General features: G+C 69.0%; 21 protein-coding genes. 18 read left to right on the top strand and 3 right to left on the bottom strand.

All coding sequences use genetic code 11. From position 1 onward, the window contains the following. Positions 1-463: 463 nt before the first annotated feature. Complete coding sequence (locus LKO27_RS11050; RefSeq protein WP_227737558.1) at positions 464-928, top strand: nuclear transport factor 2 family protein; 465 nt, start codon at positions 464-466, stop codon at positions 926-928. Beyond that, complete coding sequence (locus LKO27_RS11045) at positions 925-1,458, top strand: GNAT family N-acetyltransferase (RefSeq protein ID WP_227737557.1); 534 nt, start codon at positions 925-927, stop codon at positions 1,456-1,458. The genes LKO27_RS11050 and LKO27_RS11045 overlap by 4 nt, the downstream gene beginning before the upstream one ends. Before the next feature lie 25 nt (positions 1,459-1,483). Here LKO27_RS11045 and LKO27_RS11040 read toward each other — a convergent pair whose 3' ends face one another. Continuing rightward, on the bottom strand, positions 1,484-2,230 hold the full coding sequence (locus LKO27_RS11040; RefSeq protein ID WP_227737556.1) for a TetR/AcrR family transcriptional regulator C-terminal domain-containing protein: 747 nt from the start codon (positions 2,228-2,230) through the stop codon (positions 1,484-1,486). 95 nt (positions 2,231-2,325) lie between these two features. Here LKO27_RS11040 and LKO27_RS11035 point away from each other — a divergent pair, with 95 nt between their 5' ends. From LKO27_RS11035 to LKO27_RS11025, 3 genes are all read left to right on the top strand, one after another. Next, positions 2,326-3,279, top strand: coding sequence for an ATP-binding cassette domain-containing protein (locus tag LKO27_RS11035; protein WP_227737555.1), 954 nt, complete (start codon positions 2,326-2,328; stop codon positions 3,277-3,279). Beyond that, complete coding sequence (locus tag LKO27_RS11030) at positions 3,276-4,115, top strand: ABC transporter permease (RefSeq protein WP_227737554.1); 840 nt, start codon at positions 3,276-3,278, stop codon at positions 4,113-4,115. The genes LKO27_RS11035 and LKO27_RS11030 overlap by 4 nt, the downstream gene beginning before the upstream one ends. A 116-nt stretch (positions 4,116-4,231) precedes the next feature. After that, entirely contained in the window at positions 4,232-5,035 is an 804-nt protein-coding gene (locus LKO27_RS11025) for a VTT domain-containing protein (RefSeq protein ID WP_227737553.1), read from the top strand. Positions 5,036-5,271: 236 nt separating this feature from the next. Here the strand turns inward: LKO27_RS11025 and LKO27_RS11020 are convergent, their stop codons facing one another. Beyond that, on the bottom strand, positions 5,272-5,880 hold the full coding sequence (locus LKO27_RS11020) for a TetR/AcrR family transcriptional regulator (RefSeq protein ID WP_227737552.1): 609 nt from the start codon (positions 5,878-5,880) through the stop codon (positions 5,272-5,274). Positions 5,881-6,074: 194 nt separating this feature from the next. Between LKO27_RS11020 and LKO27_RS11015 the strand changes: the two genes are divergently transcribed. The 12 genes from LKO27_RS11015 to LKO27_RS10960 all read left to right on the top strand — a co-directional run bounded on the left by LKO27_RS11015 (position 6,075) and on the right by LKO27_RS10960 (position 20,056). Continuing rightward, the gene (locus tag LKO27_RS11015) at positions 6,075-7,475 is read left to right on the top strand and encodes an MFS transporter (RefSeq protein WP_227737551.1); all 1,401 of its coding nucleotides are present in this window, start codon (positions 6,075-6,077) and stop codon (positions 7,473-7,475) included. A 516-nt stretch (positions 7,476-7,991) separates the two neighbouring features. Next, positions 7,992-10,079 (top strand): cytidylate kinase family protein, encoded by a 2,088-nt coding sequence (locus LKO27_RS11010; protein WP_227737550.1) that lies wholly within the window; start codon positions 7,992-7,994, stop codon positions 10,077-10,079. A 25-nt stretch (positions 10,080-10,104) separates the two neighbouring features. Further along, on the top strand, positions 10,105-12,285 hold the full coding sequence (locus LKO27_RS11005; protein ID WP_227737549.1) for a glycoside hydrolase family 3 N-terminal domain-containing protein: 2,181 nt from the start codon (positions 10,105-10,107) through the stop codon (positions 12,283-12,285). Between the two features lie 63 nt (positions 12,286-12,348). Next, on the top strand, positions 12,349-12,948 hold the full coding sequence (locus LKO27_RS11000) for a TetR/AcrR family transcriptional regulator (RefSeq protein ID WP_227737548.1): 600 nt from the start codon (positions 12,349-12,351) through the stop codon (positions 12,946-12,948). Continuing rightward, positions 12,945-13,865: an alpha/beta fold hydrolase gene (locus tag LKO27_RS10995; protein WP_227737547.1), complete on the top strand. Its 921-nt coding sequence runs from the start codon at positions 12,945-12,947 to the stop codon at positions 13,863-13,865. The genes LKO27_RS11000 and LKO27_RS10995 overlap by 4 nt, the downstream gene beginning before the upstream one ends. After that, entirely contained in the window at positions 13,862-14,287 is a 426-nt protein-coding gene (locus LKO27_RS10990; protein ID WP_227737546.1) for an HIT family protein, read from the top strand. Before LKO27_RS10995 ends, LKO27_RS10990 begins: the two co-directional genes overlap by 4 nt. Before the next feature lie 38 nt (positions 14,288-14,325). Continuing rightward, positions 14,326-14,694 (top strand): helix-turn-helix transcriptional regulator, encoded by a 369-nt coding sequence (locus LKO27_RS10985; protein ID WP_227737545.1) that lies wholly within the window; start codon positions 14,326-14,328, stop codon positions 14,692-14,694. Continuing rightward, positions 14,691-15,209, top strand: a complete 519-nt coding sequence (locus tag LKO27_RS10980) for an SRPBCC family protein (RefSeq protein ID WP_227737544.1) — start codon at positions 14,691-14,693, stop codon at positions 15,207-15,209. The genes LKO27_RS10985 and LKO27_RS10980 overlap by 4 nt, the downstream gene beginning before the upstream one ends. Before the next feature lie 68 nt (positions 15,210-15,277). Next, positions 15,278-16,147: an exodeoxyribonuclease III gene (locus tag LKO27_RS10975; RefSeq protein WP_227737543.1), complete on the top strand. Its 870-nt coding sequence runs from the start codon at positions 15,278-15,280 to the stop codon at positions 16,145-16,147. Between the two features lie 272 nt (positions 16,148-16,419). Continuing rightward, complete coding sequence (locus tag LKO27_RS10970) at positions 16,420-16,803, top strand: GntR family transcriptional regulator (RefSeq protein ID WP_227737542.1); 384 nt, start codon at positions 16,420-16,422, stop codon at positions 16,801-16,803. Then, positions 16,781-17,788: a DUF1648 domain-containing protein gene (locus LKO27_RS10965; RefSeq protein WP_227737541.1), complete on the top strand. Its 1,008-nt coding sequence runs from the start codon at positions 16,781-16,783 to the stop codon at positions 17,786-17,788. The genes LKO27_RS10970 and LKO27_RS10965 overlap by 23 nt, the downstream gene beginning before the upstream one ends. A 597-nt stretch (positions 17,789-18,385) precedes the next feature. Next, complete coding sequence (locus tag LKO27_RS10960) at positions 18,386-20,056, top strand: HNH endonuclease signature motif containing protein (RefSeq protein ID WP_227737540.1); 1,671 nt, start codon at positions 18,386-18,388, stop codon at positions 20,054-20,056. A 511-nt stretch (positions 20,057-20,567) separates the two neighbouring features. On the opposite strand, the gene LKO27_RS10955 is transcribed toward LKO27_RS10960, so the two are convergent. Continuing rightward, positions 20,568-21,320 carry a TIGR02206 family membrane protein gene (locus LKO27_RS10955; RefSeq protein WP_227737539.1) on the bottom strand — a complete coding sequence of 251 codons (753 nt, stop codon included), beginning with the start codon at positions 21,318-21,320 and terminating at the stop codon, positions 20,568-20,570. A gap of 107 nt (positions 21,321-21,427) precedes the next feature. Here LKO27_RS10955 and LKO27_RS10950 point away from each other — a divergent pair, with 107 nt between their 5' ends. Next, on the top strand, positions 21,428-23,230 hold the full coding sequence (locus tag LKO27_RS10950; protein WP_227737538.1) for an alpha-amylase family glycosyl hydrolase: 1,803 nt from the start codon (positions 21,428-21,430) through the stop codon (positions 23,228-23,230). The last annotated feature ends 4 nt before the right edge of the window (positions 23,231-23,234 follow it).

Here is a 23,234-nt window from a genome sequence, read left to right as displayed (position 1 = left end):
CGCAAGCTGCTCCCCTTCCTCGCCGAGCAACCGGAGGATCTCATCGACCAACTCACGCCGTCGGGTTTGCTCCAGTCCAGCCAGTGAGTGACGGGCGACCGCGCCGAGATGGTACGCGAGTCGATCAGCGAGCTCGGCAGCATCGACCTTGGTCTTCGTCGGTTGGAGCCGGGACGCACTGATGCGGCGTTGGAGCGCTCGAGTGACGAGCGCGTCGTAGAACCCCTCTGCTGCTTCTATTTCCGCCACGCCGCCCAGGATGCCAGGTTCGACAGGGCCTTGCCTGGATCGGGCGTCCCTGGACCGTCGGGCGGGTAGGCCCATCGGCGTATCCCCCGCGGATCAGCCAACTCGACGTCTATGTTCGTCCGATCGGACGAACGCCGCCCCCTGTTCCAGACTGGTCCGAGGACCTAGCGTCAAGTTCACCCGAAAGCCCCACCGACCCCGGGAGATGCTGCCCATGAATCCAAGAGGAGCTGAGCTGCTGCTCGAGATGCAGGCCGTCCTAGACGACTGGGCGGCAGCGATCGTGGCCGACGACGCCGCCAGGATCGCCGCCTTCGCCTACCCGGACTGGGTGCTGGTCACTCCGGAAGCGGGAGCCGTGCCCTTGGAGCGCTTCTGCGAGGCCGTTTCCTCGGGCGCACTCAGCCACGACGCGATGGAGTTCACCGTCCTCGACGCGCGTCGCCACGGCGACGTCGTCACGGTGCGCGCGCACGGCACCAACAGCGGCACGTTCAGCGGGAAGCCGTTCCGCGCGGACGAATGGGTCACGGAGGTCTTCGTCCACGACGGCAGACGCTGGCGATGCACCCTGTCCGCCCTCACGCCCCGAACCATCGGCACTCCACCTCCGAACGCGTCCAGCCCCACAACAACCCCGCATCAGGAGCCAACGACGACGAAGGAGACAGTTCAGTGACCTCGCACCCCGGACCGGCTGTCGAACTAGTCGCCGTGGACGCGGTGAGGCTCGAAGAGCTGATCACAGCCGCCGTCGAGGACGCCGACCCAGACGACGTGACACCACCCTTGGGCACCGGCTGGACCGCCGAGCGTCTCGGTTGGCTGCGGACGTATCACGAGGACCGTCGGGCCGGTTTCGAGGGCGGAGGCGACGAGGAGACCGCCGCCATCCTGCTGGCCAGACGCGTCGTCGGGGCGTCCAGGCTGCAACGGACCGAGGCCGGCCACCCCCGCGAGGCCGAGTGGGGGATCTGGCTGGTCAAGAGCGTGCGCGGTCAGGGGATCGCCGGTGAGGTCCTCCGCCTGGCGGCAGCGCGCGCCGTGGAGTCAGGCGCCAGCCGACTCGTGGCCCGAACCACCGCGGACAATGAACCCGCCGTCCGCGTCATGAACAGGGCGGGCGCGACAATCCATCCGGACGGTCCCGGCGAGGTGACGGCGACCCTGGACCTGGCCACCTTCAGTCCGCCGGCGGGGCGCCGCTGAATTCGCACGACGGCGTCGCCCCGGGTCAGGGTCTCCGGGCGATGAGGGCCTCGATGCCGTCGAGGATGGTCCGGAGCCCGAAGGCATATGCGCGGCGAGGATCGGTGGCCGCGCCGTAGGCCTGGCCCGCTGCCTCGCCGATGGCCGTCGCGTTCGGGTAGCGCTCCGGCACCACCCGACCCGCCAGCATCGGCCCCGCCTGGCGCCACCACTCGGCGTCGCCACCACCGCCTGCCGCCCGGCGGTCGAGCATCAGGCTCTGACGCGCGCTGGACCAGACATGGTTCAGCACAAGGCTCAACGCCTGGTCGATCTCCACGTCATCGAGGCCGCTGCCCACCAGTGGCGCCAACTCCGCGTCGTACTTCGCCATCACGCCGGGCCCGAGCGGCGGCCTGGCGGTGTCGACGTCCACCAGCCAGGTATGGCGCACGAGCAGTTCCCAGTTCCGGTCCGCGACGGCGACGAGGCCCTCCCGCCAGCCGCCCTCGACCTGCTCTGGATAGGCGACTTCGGCGAACACCTTGTCAACCATCAGGTCCAGGAGATCTGCCTTGCCCGGGACGTAGGAGTAGAGCGTCATGGCCCCCACCCCGAGCCGCTGCGCCACGTTGCGGACGGTGAGTTGGCCGATGCCGACTTCATCCGCCAGCCCGATCCCAGCGGCCACCACCCCTTCGAGCGTCAGCCCACTGCGCCCGACGCGGCCGCCCTGCTCCCATAGCAGCGGGACGACCCGCGCGGGATCGCCATCGCCGGTTCGTTCGACCACCCTGCCTCCTCGATTGTTTGCTGGATTGATCCTAGCGCCGTACGCTGTACCGTACTTAGTACGATAGGGATGGACTCAACCCAGGAGAAGACGCGATGCGACCAGCGATCGAAGCGGTATCAGTGGCCAGGCTGTACGGCCGCGACGGCGCCGAGGTGGGTCTGAAAGACCTGAGCCTTTCCGTCCCCCAGGGGCAGGTGCTCGCGCTGCTGGGCCACAACGGCGCCGGGAAGACCACCGCGGTCCGCGGGCTCACCACGCTCCTCGCTTTCGACCGGGGCACGGCCCGCGTCGCCGGCTACGACGTGCGCACCCAACCGCAGGAGGTTCGGCAGCACATCTCGCTGGTGGGTCAGCTGACCACCGTCGACGAGCAACTCAGCGCCGCGGACAACCTCGAGCTGTTCGGCCGATTGCGTGGACTGGCCAGGGGCGCGGCCAGGGGCCGAGCCACCGAACTGGTCCGGCAGTTCGGCCTTACGGACGCAGGGAACCGCCCGGTGCGGGACTTCTCGGGCGGCATGCGACGTCGGTTGGACGTGGCCGCCAGCATGATCGTGCGGCCGGACGTGCTGTTCGTCGACGAACCGACCACCGGGCTGGACCCAGCCGCGCGTCGCGACCTTTGGCAGACCCTGCGCGGACTGGTGGCCGAGGGAACCACGATCCTGCTGACCACCCAGTACCTCGAGGAGGCCGACGCCCTCGCGGACCACGTCGTCCTACTGGCCCACGGCAGCGTGGCGGCCGAGGGAACCCCCGACGACCTCAAGGACGCGCTGGGCCGGTCCAGGATCACGCTGAGGTTCGCCGACCTGAACCAAGCCCAGCACGCGAGAGCGGTCCTTTCCGCGGTGGCCCTCGACGCCGACCTCGAGGACACCGCGCTTGCCCTCGGCGCTGACCACAGCGGCTCGCTGCTGGAGTGCCTGCGCCGACTGGACGAACACGGCCTGTCCCCCATCGAGGTCGCGCTTCGCAAGCCGTCGCTCGACGAGGTCTTCCTCTCCGTGACCGAGACCCCCGACCACCCCGAGGAGCCGAAGTGACCTCCACCCTCCGTCCCGTCGCAGCTCCCACCACCCGGGTCACCCCACCCGGGCTGCCGACCACCACCGCCCTATTGGCCGGCCGCATCATCCGGGGCTGGCGGACGCAGCTGGCCGCCGTCGTCATCACGTGGCTGTTCCCTGTCTTCATCACGCTGCTGTTCCTTGGCCTGTTCGGCGGGGCCCTCCAGATGCCCGACGGCGCCCGCTACGTCGACTTCCTGATGCCCGGCATGCTGGCGGTGACGATGCTGTTCGGCCTGGAGTCGACCACGCTTTCCGCCGCTGCCGACGCCGCGCGCGGGATCAACGACCGCTTCCGCTCCCTGCCCATCAGGGCCACCGCGATCGTCCTGGCCAAGTGCATGGCGGACCTGTTGAACTCGCTGGTCGGGCTGGCGATCATGATCGGCTTCGGCCTGGCGATTGGCTGGCGACCCGACACCACCCCGGCAGGCGCCGTCCTCGGTCTAGGACTTCTCGCGCTGCTCCGCTTCGCCCTGCTGTGGATCGGCATCTTCGTGGGATACCGGGCCCGCTCGGTGGAATCGGTCGCCTACGTGCAGATCCTGGTGTGGCCGGTCGCGTTCCTCTCCAGCGTCTTCGTCGACCCGGCGACGATGCCCGCCTGGCTGGGCGCCGTCGCCGAGTTCAACCCCGTCTCGGCCACGGCGACCACGCTTCGCGACCTGCTGGGCACCGTGACCTGGTCCTCCCAGGTGGTTCCGCCCGGCGTCTCCGCACTCCTGGCCGTGGGCTGGCCCCTCGTCCTCACGCTGGTCTTCCTGCCCTTGGCAGCGCGCAGCTTCCGGTCCGGACGGACACCACGGTCATGAGTGGTGGGCGCCCCGAAGCTCGGGAGGATCACCGGCCTGTTTCAGGCATATCTTGAACAACGGTGTCCATGTTGCTAGCGTTAAACTCGAACATGTTTGTTTGAGTTAGGACACCGATGTCAGCACGTGACGAGTTGGTCGACGACGCGACGGGGCCAGTCCGGCACGCGGACGGCGCCGCGGAGCCGTCGCGCTGGAGGCACTGGGCCAAGGGACGTCGACTGGCTCCATGGACTGGACCCCCGACGGCCGCAGACAAGCTGCTGCTCGGGGCGATCCTGGCCGTCGTGGTCTTCGGCATGGCGCTGCGCCCTGCGAAGCCATTCCTGATCGCCGAGCGTCCGGTGCTCCTGGAGTTCCTGTCGGGCGACCTGGTTGTGGTCGGTGCTGCGGCGGCGTTCGCCCGCATCGGCGAGGCGCCGCTTTGGCTCGTCGTGGTCGCGGGCGCCGTCGGCCTGGTCAAGTTCGACGTCCTGACCTGGTGGGCTGGGCGTCGATGGGGTGAGGGGATCATCGCGATGCTGTCCACGCCCGGGCAGGCCGCGGCATGGACCCGCCGCCTCGACAGGACACGGCCGTGGGTGATCTCACTCGCCGTGGCCCTGGCGATGCTGCCGGGCGTCCCGACAGCGGTGGTGTTCGCAGTCGCAGGCTGGTCGGGCATGCGGCTCGCCACGTTCCTGCTCCTCGACCTCGCCGGCGCTCTCGCCCTGACAGGACTGGTTGCCGGCCTGGGCTTCGGGATGGGCCAGCAAGCCGTCGACCTGGTGCTGCTGGTTGACCAGCACGCCTCCACCGTCAGCCTCGCGCTCATCGCCGTCGCACTGCTTGTGCCCCTCGCGAAGAAGTCCCTCGACCGCCTCAGGCGAGGCCGCACCAAAAAAGCAACAGTTTCCCAACTGACAAAGGAGACACCGTGAAGCAGAAGCAACCCACTGCAGCGCCCGAAGGCAGGGGAGAGTGACCCATTCCGACTTCGCGTCCTACTGGCCCGCCGCCGCCAGCGGAGACATCGAGAGCGACGAAGGAAACCGACGGAATGCGCGACGACTCGACGAGCTCGACAAGATCATCGTCTCCCGCTCGGGACAGGTCGCCACCTGGGACCGGTCACGTCGCATTGAGGACGTGACCGTCGAGGAGGTGCGGCAAAGAGTCAGTCGGAGACCAGTACTCGTTCGGGCTGCGTCAGCGCCCCCAGAACCGTGCGCGGCACCAGTTTTCTGGCCTGATCCGGGGTGAGCTCATCCCGGTAGGCGGCCTCCACCCCCGCGTGGACCAGCGCCTGGATCGCCGTTATCTGCCACTCGGCGGGCATGTCTGAGCGGAAGATGCCTGCCTTCCGGCCCCGGTTGAGGAGTTCGCGCACCCGTGCGGCGGGCTCATGGTGCAACACGCGGAGGCGTTCTGCGGGCAGCGTCCGCTCGGCCGCCACCACCAGCGCCCCGAACCGGTGGGTCAGGTCCCAGGTGGCGCCGATCAGGCGCGACATCGCCTCGGCGGGGTCACCCGACAGGTCGACCGCCTTCAGGTCGGACTCCGATTGGCTGATGGCCCGGTCGACCACGGCATCCACCAGGGCGGTGCGGGTCTCGTAGTGCCCGTACAGCGTCACGCGGCCGACCCCGGCCTCCGCCGCGATCTCCTTCAGGCTCACATCCGGGTCCCGTGCCAGGCACCGGGTGGCCGCGTCGAGGATTGACGCCGCATTGCGCCGGGCGTCGGCTCGCCGCTTGGTGTCGTGGGGGTCGGGTTCGCCCACCATGTGGTCCTCTCGGTCGTCCAGATGTCGTGAAGATCAGCCTATTCACGCCCCTGCCCGCGCACCGCCTGGCGCGGCATCTTCTCGCAAGCTGTCGTGTCAAACCGAACAAGAGTGTACAGGTTTATCTTGAACATGTGTGTTCAGGTTGCTAGCGTAAGTCAGACATAGCTGTTTGACTTACCGAAGGAGTTGCAATGCAAGCCGCAGAAACTTCCACCGAACACCCCTCTCCGCCGCAACCCCATCCCCGGCGATGGACTGCCCTCGCCCTCGTCGGGATTGCGCAGTTGATGCTCATCCTCGACATCACCGTCGTCACCATCGCCATGCCCCAACTCGGCACGGACCTCGGGATGGGCCGCGACGCCCTCACGTGGGTGATGAGTGCCTACACCCTCGCCTTCGGCGGCCTCATGCTCACCGGTGGACGGCTCGCGGACGTGTTCGGGCCCCGTCGGATCGTCATGATCGGCCTCGGCGTGTTCACACTGGCCTCGCTGGCGGCGGGCCTCGTCGATACCGGGACCCTCGTCATCGCCGCGCGCGTGGCCCAGGGCATCGGCGCGGCGCTCATGTCGCCTGCAGCGCTGTCCACCATCGTGCGCCTCTTCGAGGGCGAGGAGCTCAACCGAGCGCTCGGCATCTGGTCGGCCCTCGGCGGAGTCGGGGCCGCCGTCGGCGTGCTGGTGGGTGGTCTCCTGACAGCCGGCCCTGGCTGGCCATGGGTGTTCCTGGTCAACGTGCCCATCGGGGCAGCGATCCTCATCGCTCTCCCCTTCGTCCTGCCCGCACTGCCCCCTGCCCTGCCGGGGGCGCGGCTCGATCTGGTCGGCGCGCTGCTGGGGACGATCGGCTTCGGGCTGCTCATCTTCGCCTGCATCGACGCCGGCAACAGCGGCCTGGCCTCGCCACGCCCCCTGTTGGCGCTCGGCGCGAGCCTCGCACTGTTCGTGGCGTTCGCTGCGTGGCTGCGCGGGCGGCCCAACGCCCTCGTGGGCCCCGCGCTCGTGGTCCGACGGCCCGTCCTGGGCGGCTCGCTGGTCCTGCTGGTGGGCACCGCCCTGATGGTGGCGGTCTTCTTCCTGGGCACGTTCTTCCTGCAGGGCACCGCCGGCTACGACGCCCTGACCACCGGGCTGCTGTTCCTGCCGGTGGCCCTGGCCACCATGGCCGGCGCCCAGACGGCCGGGCGCGCCATCGGAGAGCTCGGGGTTCGTGCCGTCGCGGTGGCCGGCCTGCTGCTGGCCGGTGCCGGACTCGCCGTCGCCGCCATCGGCAGTGGACCCACCGTCATCGTGATCGCCACCAGTATCGGCTCAGCCGGGCTCGGGGCCCTGTTCGTCGTCTCCTCGGTGACGGTCCTGTCGTCGGTCGCTCATCACGAGGCCGGGATCGCCTCGGGCTTGCTCAGCAGCTTCCACGAGCTCGGCGCCTCCCTCGGGGCAGCCCTGATGTCGGGGGTGGCCGCCGCAAGTCTCACCGCCGGCACCATCCCCGGCTTCCAGCGCGGCTACGCCGTCGCCGCTGGGGTCGCCATCGCCAGCGCACTACTCGCCGGCCTCCTCCTCCCGGCGCGTGAGCGAGACCGGTCCTGACGCCGAGCGCTGCTGTCCGGATCTCATCCGATCGGTTGCGGAACTGCCCCACCTGGCTGATCCGGCCAGGTGGGGCGGCACCGCAGGGTGGTGGGGCAGCCGTGGCGACACGCTTTCCGATCGATTACAGACAAGGACAACCGCCATGTTCATCCTCCGCATGCTGATCCGACTTCTACTGGGTCGCGCCGACTCAGACTCTGCCGAGCGCCTGAGAGAGACCCGAGAGCGACACGCCAGCAACGTCGACCTCATTCAGTACACCCGAATCAGGGACCTGCGATGACCTCCGGCAGTCCAGTGGGGAAGCCGTCGATGGTGAAGCGGTTCTTCTCCTGCTGGTAGACGGGGACTCGTCGTCGCCCTTGGCGTCCGCGTGTCTGGGTGGTCGGTCCCGGACACCGCGGATGTGACGCCCGGCAGACAATCCCCCGCGACCGGCCCCGGAGGTCCCCTCCCCGCTTATAGTCGAGTGATCAGGGAAAGCGGCGAACACCAACGTTGCGAGGAGCTGCCATGGCAAAGGAATCCCGCAAGCAAGTAGGGACGCTTTCGGGCGCGCAGGTGTTCTCCTACTCGCTGGGCGACGTGGCGAACAACCTGACTTTCATGATGACGTCGATGTTCCTCATGGTCTACATGACCGACATCGCGGGCGTCTCCGCCGGCGTCGCGGGCACCATCTACGGCGTCACCAAGATCTGGGCCGGCGTCTCGGACCTGGTCGCCGGCCAGACCGTCGACCGCACCAACACCCGCTGGGGCCGGCTGCGCCCCTACCTGTTGTTCGGCAGCACGCCGTTGGCGATCGTCTTCGTCCTCCTGTTCAGCGTGCCGGCGGGTCTGAGTCCCGCGCTCACCATCGCCTGGATCCTGCTGCTGGACGCCCTGTTCCAGCTGGGGTACTCGTTCGTCAACATCCCCTACGGCTCGCTCGCCGCTGCGATGACGCAGGACCCCGTCGACCGTTCGAAGCTGTCGGGCGCCCGCTCGATCGCCAACGCGCTGACCGGCGTCATCCTGTCGGCCATCGTCGCCCCCCAGTTCCAGGACACCACCGCCGACGGCGTGCGGCTCCGCTTCACCCTGACCGCCATCGGGCTCGGCATCCTCGCCGTCGTGCTGTACCTGATCTGCTTCAAGAACGCCAAGGAAGTGGTGCCCAGGAGCGCCACCAAGATCTCCCTCAAGCGCACAGTCAAGATGATCCGGCACAACCGGCCCCTGCTGGTGCTGTGCCTGGCGGCGTTCTTCCTGCTGGCGGCGATCTTCATGATGAACGCCGTTGGCCTCTACTACGCGCGCTACATCCTCGGCAACGCGGCCTGGTTCACGTTCCTGGCCCTCGCCCAGACCGTCGGCACCGTCGTCGCGGCCTCCCTGGTCTCCGGGGTGACCTCGCGCTTCGGAAAGCGGAACGGCTACATGGGTGCCGCGGCCCTCGCGATTCTCGGGTTCCTGCTGATCTTCCTCGTGCCCGAGGGCAGCCTGCCGATCGCCGTCGTCGCCTGGTTCATCTTCGGGCTCGGATCCGGCGGGACCAACGCCCTGATGTTCTCCATGCAGGCCGACACCGTCGACTACGGCGAATGGAAGACCGGGCTCCGCTCCGAGGGCGGCTCCTACTCCATCCTCTCCTTCATCCGGAAGACCGGCCAGGGTGTGGGCGGCTGGGGCGGCGCCGCGATCATCGGCGCATTCGGCTACGTGGCCCAGGCCGAGGCCCAGGACGCGACGGCGCAGCAGGGCATCCGCCTTGCCACAGGACTGGTGCCCGCGCTGCTCGCAGTCGCGGCTGCCGTGGTGATGATCTGGTACAACCTCACCGTCGAGGACCACAGGAACCTCGTGCGCGACCTCAACGACCGGCGCTCGGAGGGAGCTGTCAGCACCACCTATGGGGTCGACGCCGCGCGCGTGGTCGTCGAGGAACTCGGCGACGCCCGCAACCTGCTGCTGCGTCCTCCCCAGCGCGGGACCCTGCCCGTGGTCACCATCTTCGAGCGCGAGGGCGCGGGCGCCTCCGAAATCGGCCCCGCGGTCGCGAAGAAACTGGGCGTGAAGTACGTGCCGCAGAAGTTCAGCTCCGACGAGGTCGCGGGCGTGGACACGCGAGCACTCAGTTCCGACACCGGCTTCGAGCGCTGGCTGCGGACCATCTCCTACACCGGAACCCAGGACGCGGACATGGCGCGCGCGCTGGACTACGCGGAGGACTTCTCGATCGCGCAGCAGAACCGGATGGAGCTGCTGAAGCTCGCCGAGGACGGCGCCGTGATCGCCGGCCGCAACGGCGCGCTGGTCCTCGGCCGGGCGGTGGGGTCCTTCCACGTCAGGCTGACCGCGCCGCTGCCGATGCGAATCCAGCGGGTCATGTACAAGACAGGCCTGAGCGCGGAGGAGGCCGAGGCGCGCATCAAGGCCGAGGACCATGTCCGCGCCGAGATGTCGCGCTACCTGTACCAGTGGAACCCGCACACCGACGAGTACTACGACCTGGTCATCAACACCGGAAGCGTCACCTACGACCAGGTGGTGGACATGATCGTCGGCATCTACCGCAGCAAGTACCCGGAGGCCCTCACACCTCCGCCCACCACCTGACGTCCACCGAGGAATCGAGGAAGCCATGCCAACTGGTGCCGCCGAGCAACCCAACCTGAGCACGCGGTCGAAGGCGATCATCGAGGTCGACGGGCTCCGCTTCCGGGACCTCGACGGCGACGGCGAGCTGGCGCCCTACGAGGACTGGCGGCTCTCCGCACGGGAGCGGGCCGAGGACCTGGTCTCGCGGATGACCGCCGACGAGAAGGCCGGCCTCATGCTGATAGACACCGTGAACGCGGCCTGGGGTGGCGAGCTGACCGACATCGCGCACGACTACGTCGGCCGCCAGCACATGCGCCGCACCATCTTCCGCAACGTCGTCGCGGTCCCCGGGCAGGAGGCTCGGGGCGACGACACCCACCCGTTCATCGCCGGGTCCAGCGTCACGCCTGAGCAGGCGGCGTCGTTCATGAACGCACTGCAGGAACTGGCCGAAAGCAGCCGGCTGGGCATTCCGGTCCTCGCCAAGTCCAACGCCCGCAACCACATCGATCCCGACGCCCGGGCGGGCATCAACGAGAGCAACGGTGCCTTCAGCGGCTTCCCGAAGGAGGCGGGCCTGGCCGCCGCAGCGCTGGGCACGGGCAGCGTGGACCCCATCGGCGCCTTCGCCCGCGTCATGGGCGCCGAGTGGCGAGCCATCGGCCTGCGCGGGATGTATGGGTACATGGTGGACCTTATCACCGAGCCGCGCTGGTACCGCACGCACGAGTGCTTCAGCGAGGACGCGGAACTCACCAGTGAGATCGTCACCGAGTTGCTGCGGACGCTGCAGGGGCCGGAGGTCACCGACGGTTCCTCGCTCAGCCCGGCCACCGACGTCGCGCTCACCATCAAGCACTTCCCCGGCGGCGGGCCGCAGGAGCGGGGGCTGGACCCGCACTACTCCTTCGGCAAGACGCAGGTCTACCCGGCCGGCAACTTCGGCTACCACGTCGAGCCGTTCCGGGCGGCCATCGCCGCTGGGGCGGCCGCGATCATGCCTTACTACGGCGTGCCCATGGGGGTGACGTACGAGGGGATCGAGTTCGACCAGATAGGGATGGCGTTCAGCGACCAGATCGTGAACGGACTGCTTCGCGAGCGCCTCGGATTCGCCGGCTACATCAATTCCGACACCGGCATCGTCACCGACCGCGCGTGGGGACTGGAGGAGGCGACCGTTCCCGAGCGGGTGGCGGCGGCAATCAACTCCGGGACCGACACTCTCTCCGGGTTCCACGACGTGACCGTGATCACCAGCCTCGTCGAGAGTGGTCTGGTCACCCAGGAACGCGTCGACCTGGCCGCCCTGCGCCTGCTGATCCCGTTGTTCCGGATGGGCCTGTTCGAGGACCCCTACGTCGACGAGACCGCCGCCAACGGCGTCCTGTCCAACGCGCGCCACACCGAGGTGGCCCTAGACTTGCAACGTCGCTCCGCCGTCCTGCTGCAGAACCGTGACCGGGCCGACGGCGCGGGCCCGGCCCTGCCGCTGCGGGCGGGGTCGGCGGTCTATGTGCTGGGTTCGGTGGGCACCGAGGCGCTCGTGGCCGCCGGGTTCAAGGTGGTGGACGGCAACGCCGAGGACCGCCCCAGCGCCGCCGGTGCGGACCACGTCCTCATCAGCGTGAGCGCGCTGACCTTGGGAACCGCGGACTACCGCAGCGCCGATCCCGAGTGGGGCCTGCGCCCGGACCAGGTCAACCCCATCGTCTTCCCGGGCGTCCGAGGCCTCGACGGCAGGAGTCCCTACGGGGCGGCCGACGCCGGCGTCGCCTATGGCGCGCAGGAGTGCACCGACGACGGCCTGCGCTTCGGCGGGCCGCTGCCCTGGGAGAGCGGCGTCCTGGACTTCTCCGGGATGGAGGAGGCGCAGTCGTGGAGCGTGCGGCCGTCGCTGCGCACCATCCAGGAGGTGATGCGCGAGGTCGGTGACCCGACGAAGGTGGTCCTCAACATCTACTTCCGGCAGCCGTTCGTGCTGGACGCCGACAGCGGTCTACGAGAGGCCGGCGCGATCCTCGCCACGTTCGGGATCTCCGACGAGGCGTTGGTCGACGTCGTCTCCGGCAAGCACGCGCCGCAGGGGCAGATGCCGTTCGCGCTCGCGGCCACGCGTCGGGCCATCGAGGAACAGCACAGCGACCTGCCCGGATACGACAACACCGCCGACGGCGCGCTGTTCGGCTATGGCCACGGCCTGTCCTACGACGGCTCGTGACCCTGGCTCCGGCGACGTGACGGGGGTCTGGTTTCGCACGAACGGTCGTGCTATTCTGCGGCTGTGAGCAAGGGCGAGATGACCAGACAGGCGATCCTGCACGAGGGCGTCGTGGCCGCCTATCACGTCGGCCTCGGCGGCTTGACCATCGGTACCCTCGCCACCGCCACCGGGCTCAGCAAGAGCGGGCTGTACGCGCACTTCGACTCCAAGCAGGACCTGCAGCTGGCAGTGCTCGCGCAGGCGGCGCGGGAGTTCGCGGAGAACGTGGTGGTCCCCGCGTTGCGGGCGCCCCGTGGTGAGCCGCGGCTACGCGCTTTGTTCGAGAACTGGCTGCGCAACGGCCGTGTGGGCGCTCCGGGCGGCTGCCTGTTCGTCAAGGCGAGCGCGGAACTCGATGAACAGGAAGGTCCGGTCCGCGACCAGTTGGCCCGCGACCACCGCACCCTCTACGACTCGATCGCGCGCATCGTGCGGACCTGCGTCGAGGAGGGTCACATGCGCGCCGACGTCGACCCGGACCAGTTCACAGCCGAGCTCGACGGCGTGATGCTGGCCTTCTACCACTGGCACCGGCTGCTGCAGGACACGCAGGCCGAGACCCGCGCCCGAACCGCCTTCGAGCGCCTGCTGGACCAGGCCCGACCCGAGGAGACCCCATGAGCACCAGCACCACCCAGAAGCGCCCCTCTCCTACGCGCACGGCCCGCGGCGGGGCCGCTCAGCGGTTCCTTGACGCGGCGAGGCTGGCCGGGCTCCGTGCCGCTTTCGGCAGCCTGGACCTGGTGGCGCCCGACGTCGCGGCACGCTGGGCCCTGCGACTTTGGTGCACCCTGCCGTCGACGCGGGGCCGGCACCGCGACGATCGCACCAGCCGCGGCGAAACCTCAACGGTGCCGCTCTCGGGCGGTCGTTCGGTGATGGTCGAGAGCTGGGGCCAGGGTGACCCTGTGTATCTGCTCCACGGCTGGGGCGGGTGGCGCGGGCAGCTGGGCGCGTTCGTTGAGCCACTCGTGGCGGCCGGCAACCGTGTGGTCGCGCTCGACGCGCCGAGCCATGGCGAGTCGGGCCCGGGCGCGCTCGGCGCGGGCCGCGCGACCGCCGTCGAGTTCGTGGAGGCCCTCACCGTGGTCGCAGCTGAGCACGGTGAGCCGAGTGCCGTCGTCGCACACTCCCTGGGGTGCACGGCCGCCTCGCTCGCCGTCGTCGATGGGCTGCCCGCGGGGCGGCTGGCGCTCGTCGCGCCCGAGCCCGAGGTCATGGCCCGGACCGACGCCATGGCGGCGCTCCTGGGGTACACGGCCAGGACGAAGAGGCGCTTCGACGCCCTCCTGGAAGACCTCGCCGGCCGGCCCCTCGACGACTTCGACCTCACCGGCATGCGCGACCTGCCGCCGACGCTGGTCGTGCACGACCGCGCCGACAAGGAGGTTCCCTATGCCGACGGCGTCCGCCTCGCCGACGCCTGGGAGGAGGCCGAGCTGTTCACCACCGACGGCCTGGGCCACCAACGGATCCTGCGCGATGCCGGGGTGATCGACCACGTCGTCGAGTTCGTGAGCGGGCGAGGCACGGCATGAGCGACGCGAAGCCCGCCGACCTGGTGTGCGGGATCGTCGCCGGCGACGTCGAGGCAGAGGTCGTCTACCGCGACGAGCACGTCGTGGCCTTCCTGGACCACCGGCCGGTGTTCAAGGGACACGTCCTGGTTGCGCCCGTGACCCACGTCGACACCCTGCTGGAGGTCCCGCCCGAGCTGTTCGCGCCACTGATGACCGTGGTGCAGCGCACTGCGGCGGCGATGGTCGAGGCTCTCGGCGCGCAGGGCAGTTTCACGGCCGTCAACACCGTGGTGAGTCAGTCGGTGCCCCACCTGCACGTCCACGTCGTGCCGCGGACCAAGGGCGACGGCCTGCGCGGCTTCTTCTGGCCCCGCACCAAGTACGCAGACGGTGAGGCCGCCGAGTACGGCGCACGGCTGCGGACATTCCTGAGCCGCTGACCCTTGACAATTGGTAACCTTTGGGTTACCAATGAGGCATGGATGCGTTCATCGCCATCGCCGATCCCGTGCGCCGGCAGCTGTTGCAGCGGCTGAGCCGGGGATCAGCGCGCGTGGTGGACCTCACCGCGGACCACGACGTCAGCCGCCCCGCCATCAGCCGGCACCTTCGGGTGCTCGCGCAGGCGGGACTCGTCCACGCCGACGACGTCGGACGGGAGCGCCACTACCGGCTCGCGGCCGACGGACTGGCACCCGTCCGCGCCTGGCTCGACGACGTCGCCGGCGGCCCCGCGCCGCGGATCCCAGAGCGCGCGTTCGACAGCCTGGAGTTGGAGGTCCGTCGCGCGGGCCGGGATCGGCGGCAGGCCACAGCAAACACCCAACGGAACAAGGAGATCGGATGACCACCCCAACGACCCCACTCGGCACCAAGCAGTTGCGCGACGGGCGCAGCGTCGTCGAGTTCACCCGCATTTTCAACGCCCCCATCGAAGACGTTTGGGCGGCAGTGACCGAACCGGACAGGCTGGCCCGCTGGGTGGGCACCTGGCACGGTGATCCAGCAGAGGGCCGGGTGCAGTTCCGGATGCTCTACGAGGGCGAAGACGTCCCGGAGGAGGCTCTCACGATCGAGGAGTGCGAGGCTCCCCAGCTGCTGCGCGTCACTTCCGTGTCCACCTCCGAGGAAGGGCCGCAGGTCTGGCACTTCCGCCTCGACCTCTGCGAGGACGACGGCGTCACCACCCTGACCTTCTCGCAGGACGTGCCAGAACCGGGACTGGCCGAGGGTGTTGGCCCAGGCTGGCACTACTACCTGGACCGCCTGGTGGTGGCTGAGGCCGGTGGCGAGCCGGCAGACGTCGTGTGGGACGACTACTATCCCGCCCTGGCCGAGCACTATCGCGGGCAGTTCGCCTGACCCGCTGGCGCCGTCGATGGCTGGCAACACCCGGGCTGTGGCGCAGCCGCTGGGGTAGCCTCGCAGGGGTGAGGATCGCCACCTGGAACGTCAACTCCGCCAAGCAACGGATGCCGCGGTTGCTGCCCTGGCTCGAGGAACGCAGACCCGACGTCGTGTGCCTGCAGGAGACGAAGCTGACCGACGCCGCGTTCTTCGACCTATTCTCCGGACCGCTGACCGACCTCGGCTACGAGGTGGCGCACCACGGGCAGGGCGGGTTCAACGGCGTCGCGCTCCTGTCCCGCGTCGGGCTGGCCGACGTCGAGGCCAACTTCCCCGGCCAACCGGATTTCGAGGGCAAGGCCGAGGCGCGCGCCCTCAGCGCAGTGTGCGACGGCGTGCGCGTATACAGCCTGTACGTGCCAAACGGCCGTGAGGTGGCCTCAGACCACTACGGCTACAAGCTCGAATGGCTGGACGCGCTGGCCGCGGCGACGGCGTCGGCGGGCCCCGACGTCGCGCTCTGCGGGGACATGAACATCGCGCCCGCCGATGCCGACCTGTTCGACCCCCGCGCCTTCGTCGGCCACACCCACGTGACCGAGCCCGAGCGCCAGCGGCTGGCGGCACTCGGCCTGGTCGACGTCGTGCGCGCCCGGTGGCCGGAGCACGACCGCCTGTTCTCCTACTGGGACTACCGCGCCGGGATGTTCCACCAGGACCTTGGGATGCGGATCGACCTGGTGCTCGCCTCCCAGCCCGTTGCCGACCGCGTGGCCGCCGCCTGGGTGGACCGCGCCGCCCGCAAGGGGAAACTGCCCAGTGACCACGCGCCGGTCATCGTCGACCTCGACCACGCCCCCGACGGCGACATCGGCCCCGTCGTGCCCCCACCGTCGAATCCGAAGCGGGGCGGCCGGGTCAGGCTGCCGCAGTCGGTCGAGCCGTCGGAGTAGCCGGCCCCCAACCGCTGGTCGAGTGGCCCCAACCGCTGGTCGAGTGGCCCCCAACCGCTGGTCGAGTAGCCCCCAACCGCTGGTCGAGTAGCCCCCAACCGCTGGTCGAGTAGCCCCCAACCGCTGGTCGAGTAGCCCCCAACCGCTGGTCGAGTAGCCCCCAACCGCTGGTCGAGTGGCTCCCAACCGCTGGTCGAGTAGCTGGCGAGGAACGAGCCAGCGTGTCGAGACCCAGGCCCCGCGAATGGTTCTAGTTGCGCTAGAATAACTCCATGCTTATCAGGATCGACCCGTCGAGTGACGAACCGGTGTTCGCGCAGTTGGCCGCGTCGATTCGAGCCGACGTCGTGACCGGCCGCCTCTCCGTCGGCGAGAGGCTCCCCGCGGCCAAGGAGGTCGCCGCATCGCTGGGCATCAACCTCCACACCGTGCTGCGCTCCTACCAGGAGCTACGCGCGGAGGGCTTGGTCGACATGCGCAGGGGTCGGGGCGCTGTCATCACCGAAGCCGCCGCCTCCACGGTGGGCCTGCAGAACGAGATCCGGGCCTTGGTGCGCAGGGCCGAATCGCTCGGAGTCTCGCGCGCCACCCTCGCGGGACTGGTCCGCGACGCCCCCAGTGAAGGAGAACGAGATGTACAACGGTCGGGTCGCTGAACGCGAGCGGGCGCTGCGCCGCTTCAAGCTGGTCGCGCTGTGGATCCCGCTGGCGCTGTTCGCGGTCATCGCGGCCGTCCAGTTCGTCCTGATTCCCCAGCTGCCCGACCCTGCCGCCGTCCACTGGAACGGCGCCGGCGACGTCGACGGCTTCGGTCCGGCCTGGTCCTACCCGGTTCTGACGCTGGTGGCCGGCGGCGGGATCGTCGCACTGACGGCGGGAATCTCGCTCACCGCTGCCCGCTCGTCCAGCGCCGTCGACTTCCGCTTCATGTCCGCCACCAACCTCTGGCTGGTCGGCTTCCTCGGATCGCTCAGCCTGAGCCTTATGGTCGCGCAGGTCGGCCTCGACGACGCCAGGGCAGCCTCCGGCGTCCTCTGGCCGCTGGCACTCGGGTTCCTGCTCGGCCTGGTGCTGGGGGTCATCGGCTGGCGGGCAACCATCGTGGTGCCCGACGACGGCGCCTCCGGTCGCACGCCGGAACCCGTCGACCTCGCCCCCAACGAGAAGGCCGTATGGCTGCAGACGGTCACGATGTCCCGCGTCGGTCTGGTGGTCCTGGGCGGCGCGCTGCTCAGCTGCGTGGCCGTGGTCATCGTCGCGGCATTCGTCGAGGCGCCCGGAGCGCTGTGGATCACGGTCGCGACGGTGGTCCTGCTCGCCCTCCTCATGGTGCTGCTCACCGTCTTCCGGGTGCGGGTGGACGAGACCGGCCTGACGGTGAGGGCCGCCGTCGGTTGGCCCGGGATCCACATCGCGCGTCAGGAGATCCGCTCCGCCGAGGTGGTCCGGGTGAACCCGATGGGCGAGTACGGCGGGTGGGGCTGGCGGTTCAGCCCGACGCATGGCCAGGGCGTCGTCCTGCGCACGGGCGACGCACTGCGGGTGACGCGCACCGACGGCAGGCCGTTCACTGTGACCGTCGACGACGCGGAGACGGCCGCCGCGCTGCTCGGCGGCTATCAGAAGCGCGATGCCTTCTAGTCAGTCGGCCGTTCAAGGGTTGCCGCTGCCGGTTGTCGGACGTAGCCGATAGCGTGCAGTTTGTGGGGAAGGACGGGGTCGGATCCGGGTCGGGGGGCCCGGGTCCGACCCCGCTCCCACGCACCAGGGGCTGATTGTCAGGGAGCGCCAGGCCGAGCCCAGCACGGGCGCCGACCTCGTCGTCGGCCGGCCTCGCTTGGGGCACACACTGCGTGGGTTTCGAGGGCGGTCCGTTTCCGACGCTGCCATCACACCCGCGGGACTGTCAGACTTCGCCGATAGCGTGCCTCACGTGGGGGAACAAGGGCGTCGGATCGGGACCGGGGGAACGGGTCCGACGCTGCTCCCAAGCACCCCACCAGCCTGTCAGACCCCACCGATAGCGTCCCTCACATGGGGGAAGAACAGCGTCGGATCGGGACCGGGGGGAACGGGTCCGACGCTGCTCCCAAGCACCCCACCAGACTGTCAGACCCCACCGATAGCGTGCCTCACATGGGGGAAGTACAGCGTCGGATCGGGACCGGGGGGAACGGGTCCCACGCTGCCCCCACGCACCCCACCAGACTGTCAGACCCCACCGATAGCGTGCCTCACATGGGGGAACAACAGCGTCGGATCGGGACCGGGGGAACCGGGTCCGACGCTGCCCAGAAGCTATGCGTCGGGGAGGCGCTCAGGCGCGCGACTGAGGGGCTGGGTAGCATCGACCACTCCCGACGCGAGTACGCCAGTGACGCCGATCGGCTCGCTTGGCTGAAAGCGGCACAGCAACTGGCGAGGCAGTCGGAGGCACTGTTCAAGAAACTCGTCGCGGAGGCCGACGACGCCGGCTCGTCCATGCGCGTGCACGGCACACCAACCACAACCTGGCTCGCCCTGGGCGGCCAGACGACCGCCCGGGAAGCCGCCGGGATGGTCTTCGCGGGCAAGGACCTGGCCAAACACCCCGAGGTTGAACTGCGGGCGCTGTCCGGAGAGATCGCTGTCGGGCAAGCCCGTGCAATCGGCAAGGCAATGGCTGAACTCCCGCCCACCCTCACCGCAGAGCAGGTGAAGCTCGCGGAGCGCCAGCTGATCAAGGAGGCCGCTGACACACCTGCCGAGGTCCTCCAGAAATCTGCCGCGCGGATCCTGGAGGAAATCAGACCTTCTGCGTCCCAGGATGACCGCGTTGAGTGGGAACAGATCCGGCTTGAGGAGCAGTCGCGCCGCGCCCGGAGACGTCGCTACCTGTTCTTCGAGGATGACCGGGACGGCTCGACGCTCATCAAGGGCTCGCTGCCCTATGTGGAGGCCGAGGGGCTGAAGCGGCTGGTCTCCGCCTACGTCGAGCAGGACCGACGGCGAGGCCGCGACGAGGCAGACCCGCGCGCCGAGGAGCGCACCGGCGAGCAGCGCCGCGCCGATGCGCTGGTCCAGTTGGTGAGGGACCACGGACAGGGAAGGCTGGCACCTCGCGTTGCTGGTGACCGGCCGAGGGTTGTCGTGGTGATGCGGGAGGACTCGCTCCGTGAGCGCGCTGAACAGGCGGGTCGGCTCGCCTCGGGGGAACAGATCGCGGCCGGCGAGTTGCGACGACTCGTGTGCGACGCCGACCTCGCGCCAGTCGTCCTGGGCAGCCGTTCCGAGGTGCTGGACGTCGGCCGGGATCAGCGTCTCGTCACCCCGGATCTGCGTCGGACGTTGTCCGGACGCGACGGTGGCTGTCAGTTCCCGATGTGCGCAGTCGAGGACGAGCGCTGCGAAGCGCACCACATCCAGCCTTGGTGGGCGGGAGGAGCCACGGCGCTTCAGAATCTCGTACTCCTGTGTCCGCATCACCACCGGCTCGTGGAGCCCGAACGCTTCTGGAAGAACCCAGGCGCCGATTCCTGGCAGGTGCGCCTCAGTGAAGTCGGACGAGCGGAGTTCATCCCTCCCGCCCGGGTCGATCCCGCGAGGAAACCAATACCCGGCAACTCCGCGAAGTTCGAAAGCGCCCTCGGAACGCCACCTGCGGCCGACACCCACGGGAGTGCTCAGCGGCCAGCCGAAACCCGCGGGCGAACTCCACTCCCAACCGACACCAACCGGGGAACACTCGAAGTCGACCGGGCAACTCCCAAAACCAACCGGGGGGCTCCACCTACAACCGAGATCAACGGGAGAACTCCGCCCCGAGGGACCAGTCCACCGGAACCAATGAGCCACAGACCGACGGAGGACTGCCTGTTCGGTGGGGATGAGGGCTGGGGTGGCGACGCAGAGCTGAGCCTGGGCGCCTGACGGAGACGCAACACACCGTGTTCAGGAGGATGAGGGATGGGGTGGCGACGCAGAGCTGAGCCTGGGCGCCTGCGTCGACACGCCTGACGGCGACGCAACACACCCTGTTAAGGAGGATGAGGGCTGGGGTGGCGACGCAGAGCCCGGATTGGGCGCATGACGGCGACGCGACACACATGTACTTGATGGCCGCCACGATGTCTTCGATGGTGGTGAGGACGTGCTTCAGGAGGATGAAGGCTCAGGTGACGACCCCAGAACTGACCCTGCGCGCAAGACGGCGACGCAACACACCCTGTTCAGAGACGATGAAGGCTCAGGTGGCGACCCAGAACTGATCTGCGCGCCTGACGGTATCGCCGACCTCACGATCCAGGGAACACCTCGACAAGCCCGCGGAGACTGGGTTGGTAGCAGGTGACACTGCGGCGATGACCCCGAACAGGTGCTGGCGAACCGGAAGCTGAGACCGCGGCCCTTACCTGTGGCGGCGACCCGTCGGTACCGCGACTCAACCTGCCACCGGTTGCCCCGACCAAGTCGCCGCCGACTCCCGCTCGCGCCACCGTCGGCCCCCGAGCCAGGCCAGCAGCATGATGCAGACCAGTATGACCTCGAGGACCAACAGGTAGGTGGGCCACGGCGGCAACAGGTTCAGGACCGTCGCGAAGCCCGGCTTGCCGTTCACGTACAGGTAGTTGCTCCCGACGAAGACGTTCACCACGTAGACCACCAGCGCATAGACGTGCAGGATGCCGAGGCAGCGAAGCACCCACCCCAAGGTGGGCCGGATCTGCTCCACGAACACCAGCCACGACGGCGCCACCACCAGCAGCCCGTGCGCCAGCGCCGACTGCCACACCCGGTAATGGGGGAACCCGAACGGCGCCACCTCCGGGGTGAGCAGCGCCTGCAGCGCGCCTCCCACGCCAAGCAGCCAGGAGAGGTTCGTCAGGGTCGGCGAGCGCGTCAGCAACGCCGCGACGGTCACAATCCCCAGCACAGAACACAGGTGCAACGGCAGCAAGGTCTGCGGCGTCCACAGCCCGACGGCCGCATTCCAGAGGTGCCAGCCCACGATGTTGAGCGTCATCACCGCCGCCAGGACCAGTCGCACGACGCGCCGTCGCTCCTCGGACAACCGGGACCCCACCAGAACGGAACCCACCGTCACCAAGAGCACCACCGCGAGCATCGTCAGGTGCTGCCAGCTGAACAGCCGGAACGGCTCGCCCGACCACTCGGGCGCGAACAGGTCCGCCATGCTGACCCCTTCCGGGACTCTTGATCGAAGTTTGCCGCAGGGGCCGCCAGTTGGCGAGCACCCACCGCATCCGCCACACTTCAATCAGCTATCGAGAGGCGGGACCCATGACCCAGCAGAGCACCAATCGTGAACGACTCGCCGGAATGGGAGCCATCGTCGCCGACGGCGGCGTCGCCTTCCGCGTCTGGGCACCGCACGCCGAGACCGTGAGCGTGTTCGGCGAGTTCAACGACTGGGACACCGACGCCAACGCCCTCGAGAGCGAGGGCAACGGCTTCTGGTACGGGTTCGTCGAGGGCGCCGAACCCGGCCAGGGCTACAAGTTCCACCTCACCAACGGTGACTTCGGCGCCGACCGCATCGACCCCTACGCACTTGAGGTGACCAACTCCGTCGGTCACGGCGTCATCCACGACCACTCCCGGTTCGACTGGGAGGACGACTCCGCCAACTGCCCGCCCCACCACGAACTGGTCATCTACGAGATGCATGTGGGCACCTTCTTCCGCGCCGCCGATGACGCGGAGGTCGGCAGCTTCGACGATGTCGCCGCCCACCTCGACCACCTGAAGGAACTCGGGGTCAACGCGCTCCAGATCATGCCCGTCGCCGAATTCGCCGGCGACCTCTCCTGGGGCTACAACCCGGCCCACATCTTCGCCGTCGAGTCCTCCTACGGCGGACCGGAATCGTTCAAGAACCTCATCAAGCAGGCGCACCGCCGTGGCCTCGCCGTGATCCTCGACGTCGTCTACAACCACTTCGGCCCCTCTGACCTGGACCTGTGGCAGTTCGACGGCTGGAGCGAGAACGGCAAGGGCGGCATCTACTTCTACAACGACCACCGCTCCGCCACCCCCTGGGGCGACACCCGGCCCGACTACGGCCGCGAGGAGGTCCGCCGCTTCATCCATGACAACGCCATGATGTGGCTGCGCGACTACCACCTCGACGGCTTGCGCCTGGACATGACCCCCTACATGCGCAGCGTCGACGGCTCCGCCTTCGACCTCGAGGACGGCTGGGGCCTGATGCGCTGGATCAACGAGAGCGTCCGCCAGGAGTTCCCTGGCCGCATCATGATCGCCGAGGACCTCCACGGCCACGACCGCGTCGTCGGCCTCGAGGACCACGGCGCCGGCTTCCACGCCCAGTGGGACGCCGAGTTCGTCCACCCCGTCCGCGAGGCCCTCACCACGATGGCCGACGAGCACCGCTCCCTCGAGGCCGTGGCCGCCGCCGTCGCGCACAACTTCGACGGCGATCCCCTGCGCCGGGTCATCTACACCGAGTCCCACGACGAGGTGGCCAACGGCTCTGCCCGCGTCCCCCACGAGATCGATCCCGTCGACCAGGAGGGCTACCACGCGGCCAAGCGCTCCACCGTCGGAGGCGCCCTCGTCATGACGTCGCCCGGAATTCCCATGATCTTCCAGGGTCAGGAGATCCTGGAGGGCGGCTGGTTCTCCGACGACGACCCGCTCGACTGGGAGCGCAGCGAGCGCTTCCGCGGCATCGAGTTGCTGTACAAGAACCTGATCGACCTCCGCCTCAACCGCTCCGGCGTCACCCGCGGCCTCACCGGGCGCGGCCTCAACGTCTTCCACGTGAACGACGACGACAACGTCATCGCCTTCCAGCGCTGGCTTGACCACGGGCCGGGCGACGACGTCGTCGTCGTGGTCAACCTGCACAACAGCGCGTATGCCGACTACCGGATCGGCATGCCCGCCGAAGGCCTGTGGAAGCTGCGGTTCAACAGCGACGCCAGCTTGTACAGCAAGCTGTTCGGCGACCACGACGGCTTCGACGTCACCGCCTTCTCCGAGGACGAGGACAACATGCCAGCACACGCGAACATCGACATCGGCCCCTACTCCGTCCTGATCTACAGCCAGGACGCCTGAGTCG

The sequence above is a fragment of the Tessaracoccus sp. OS52 genome (assembly GCF_020687685.1).
GTDB lineage: Bacteria > Actinomycetota > Actinomycetes > Propionibacteriales > Propionibacteriaceae > Arachnia.
This window is presented reverse-complemented; position numbering and strand designations above follow the sequence as displayed.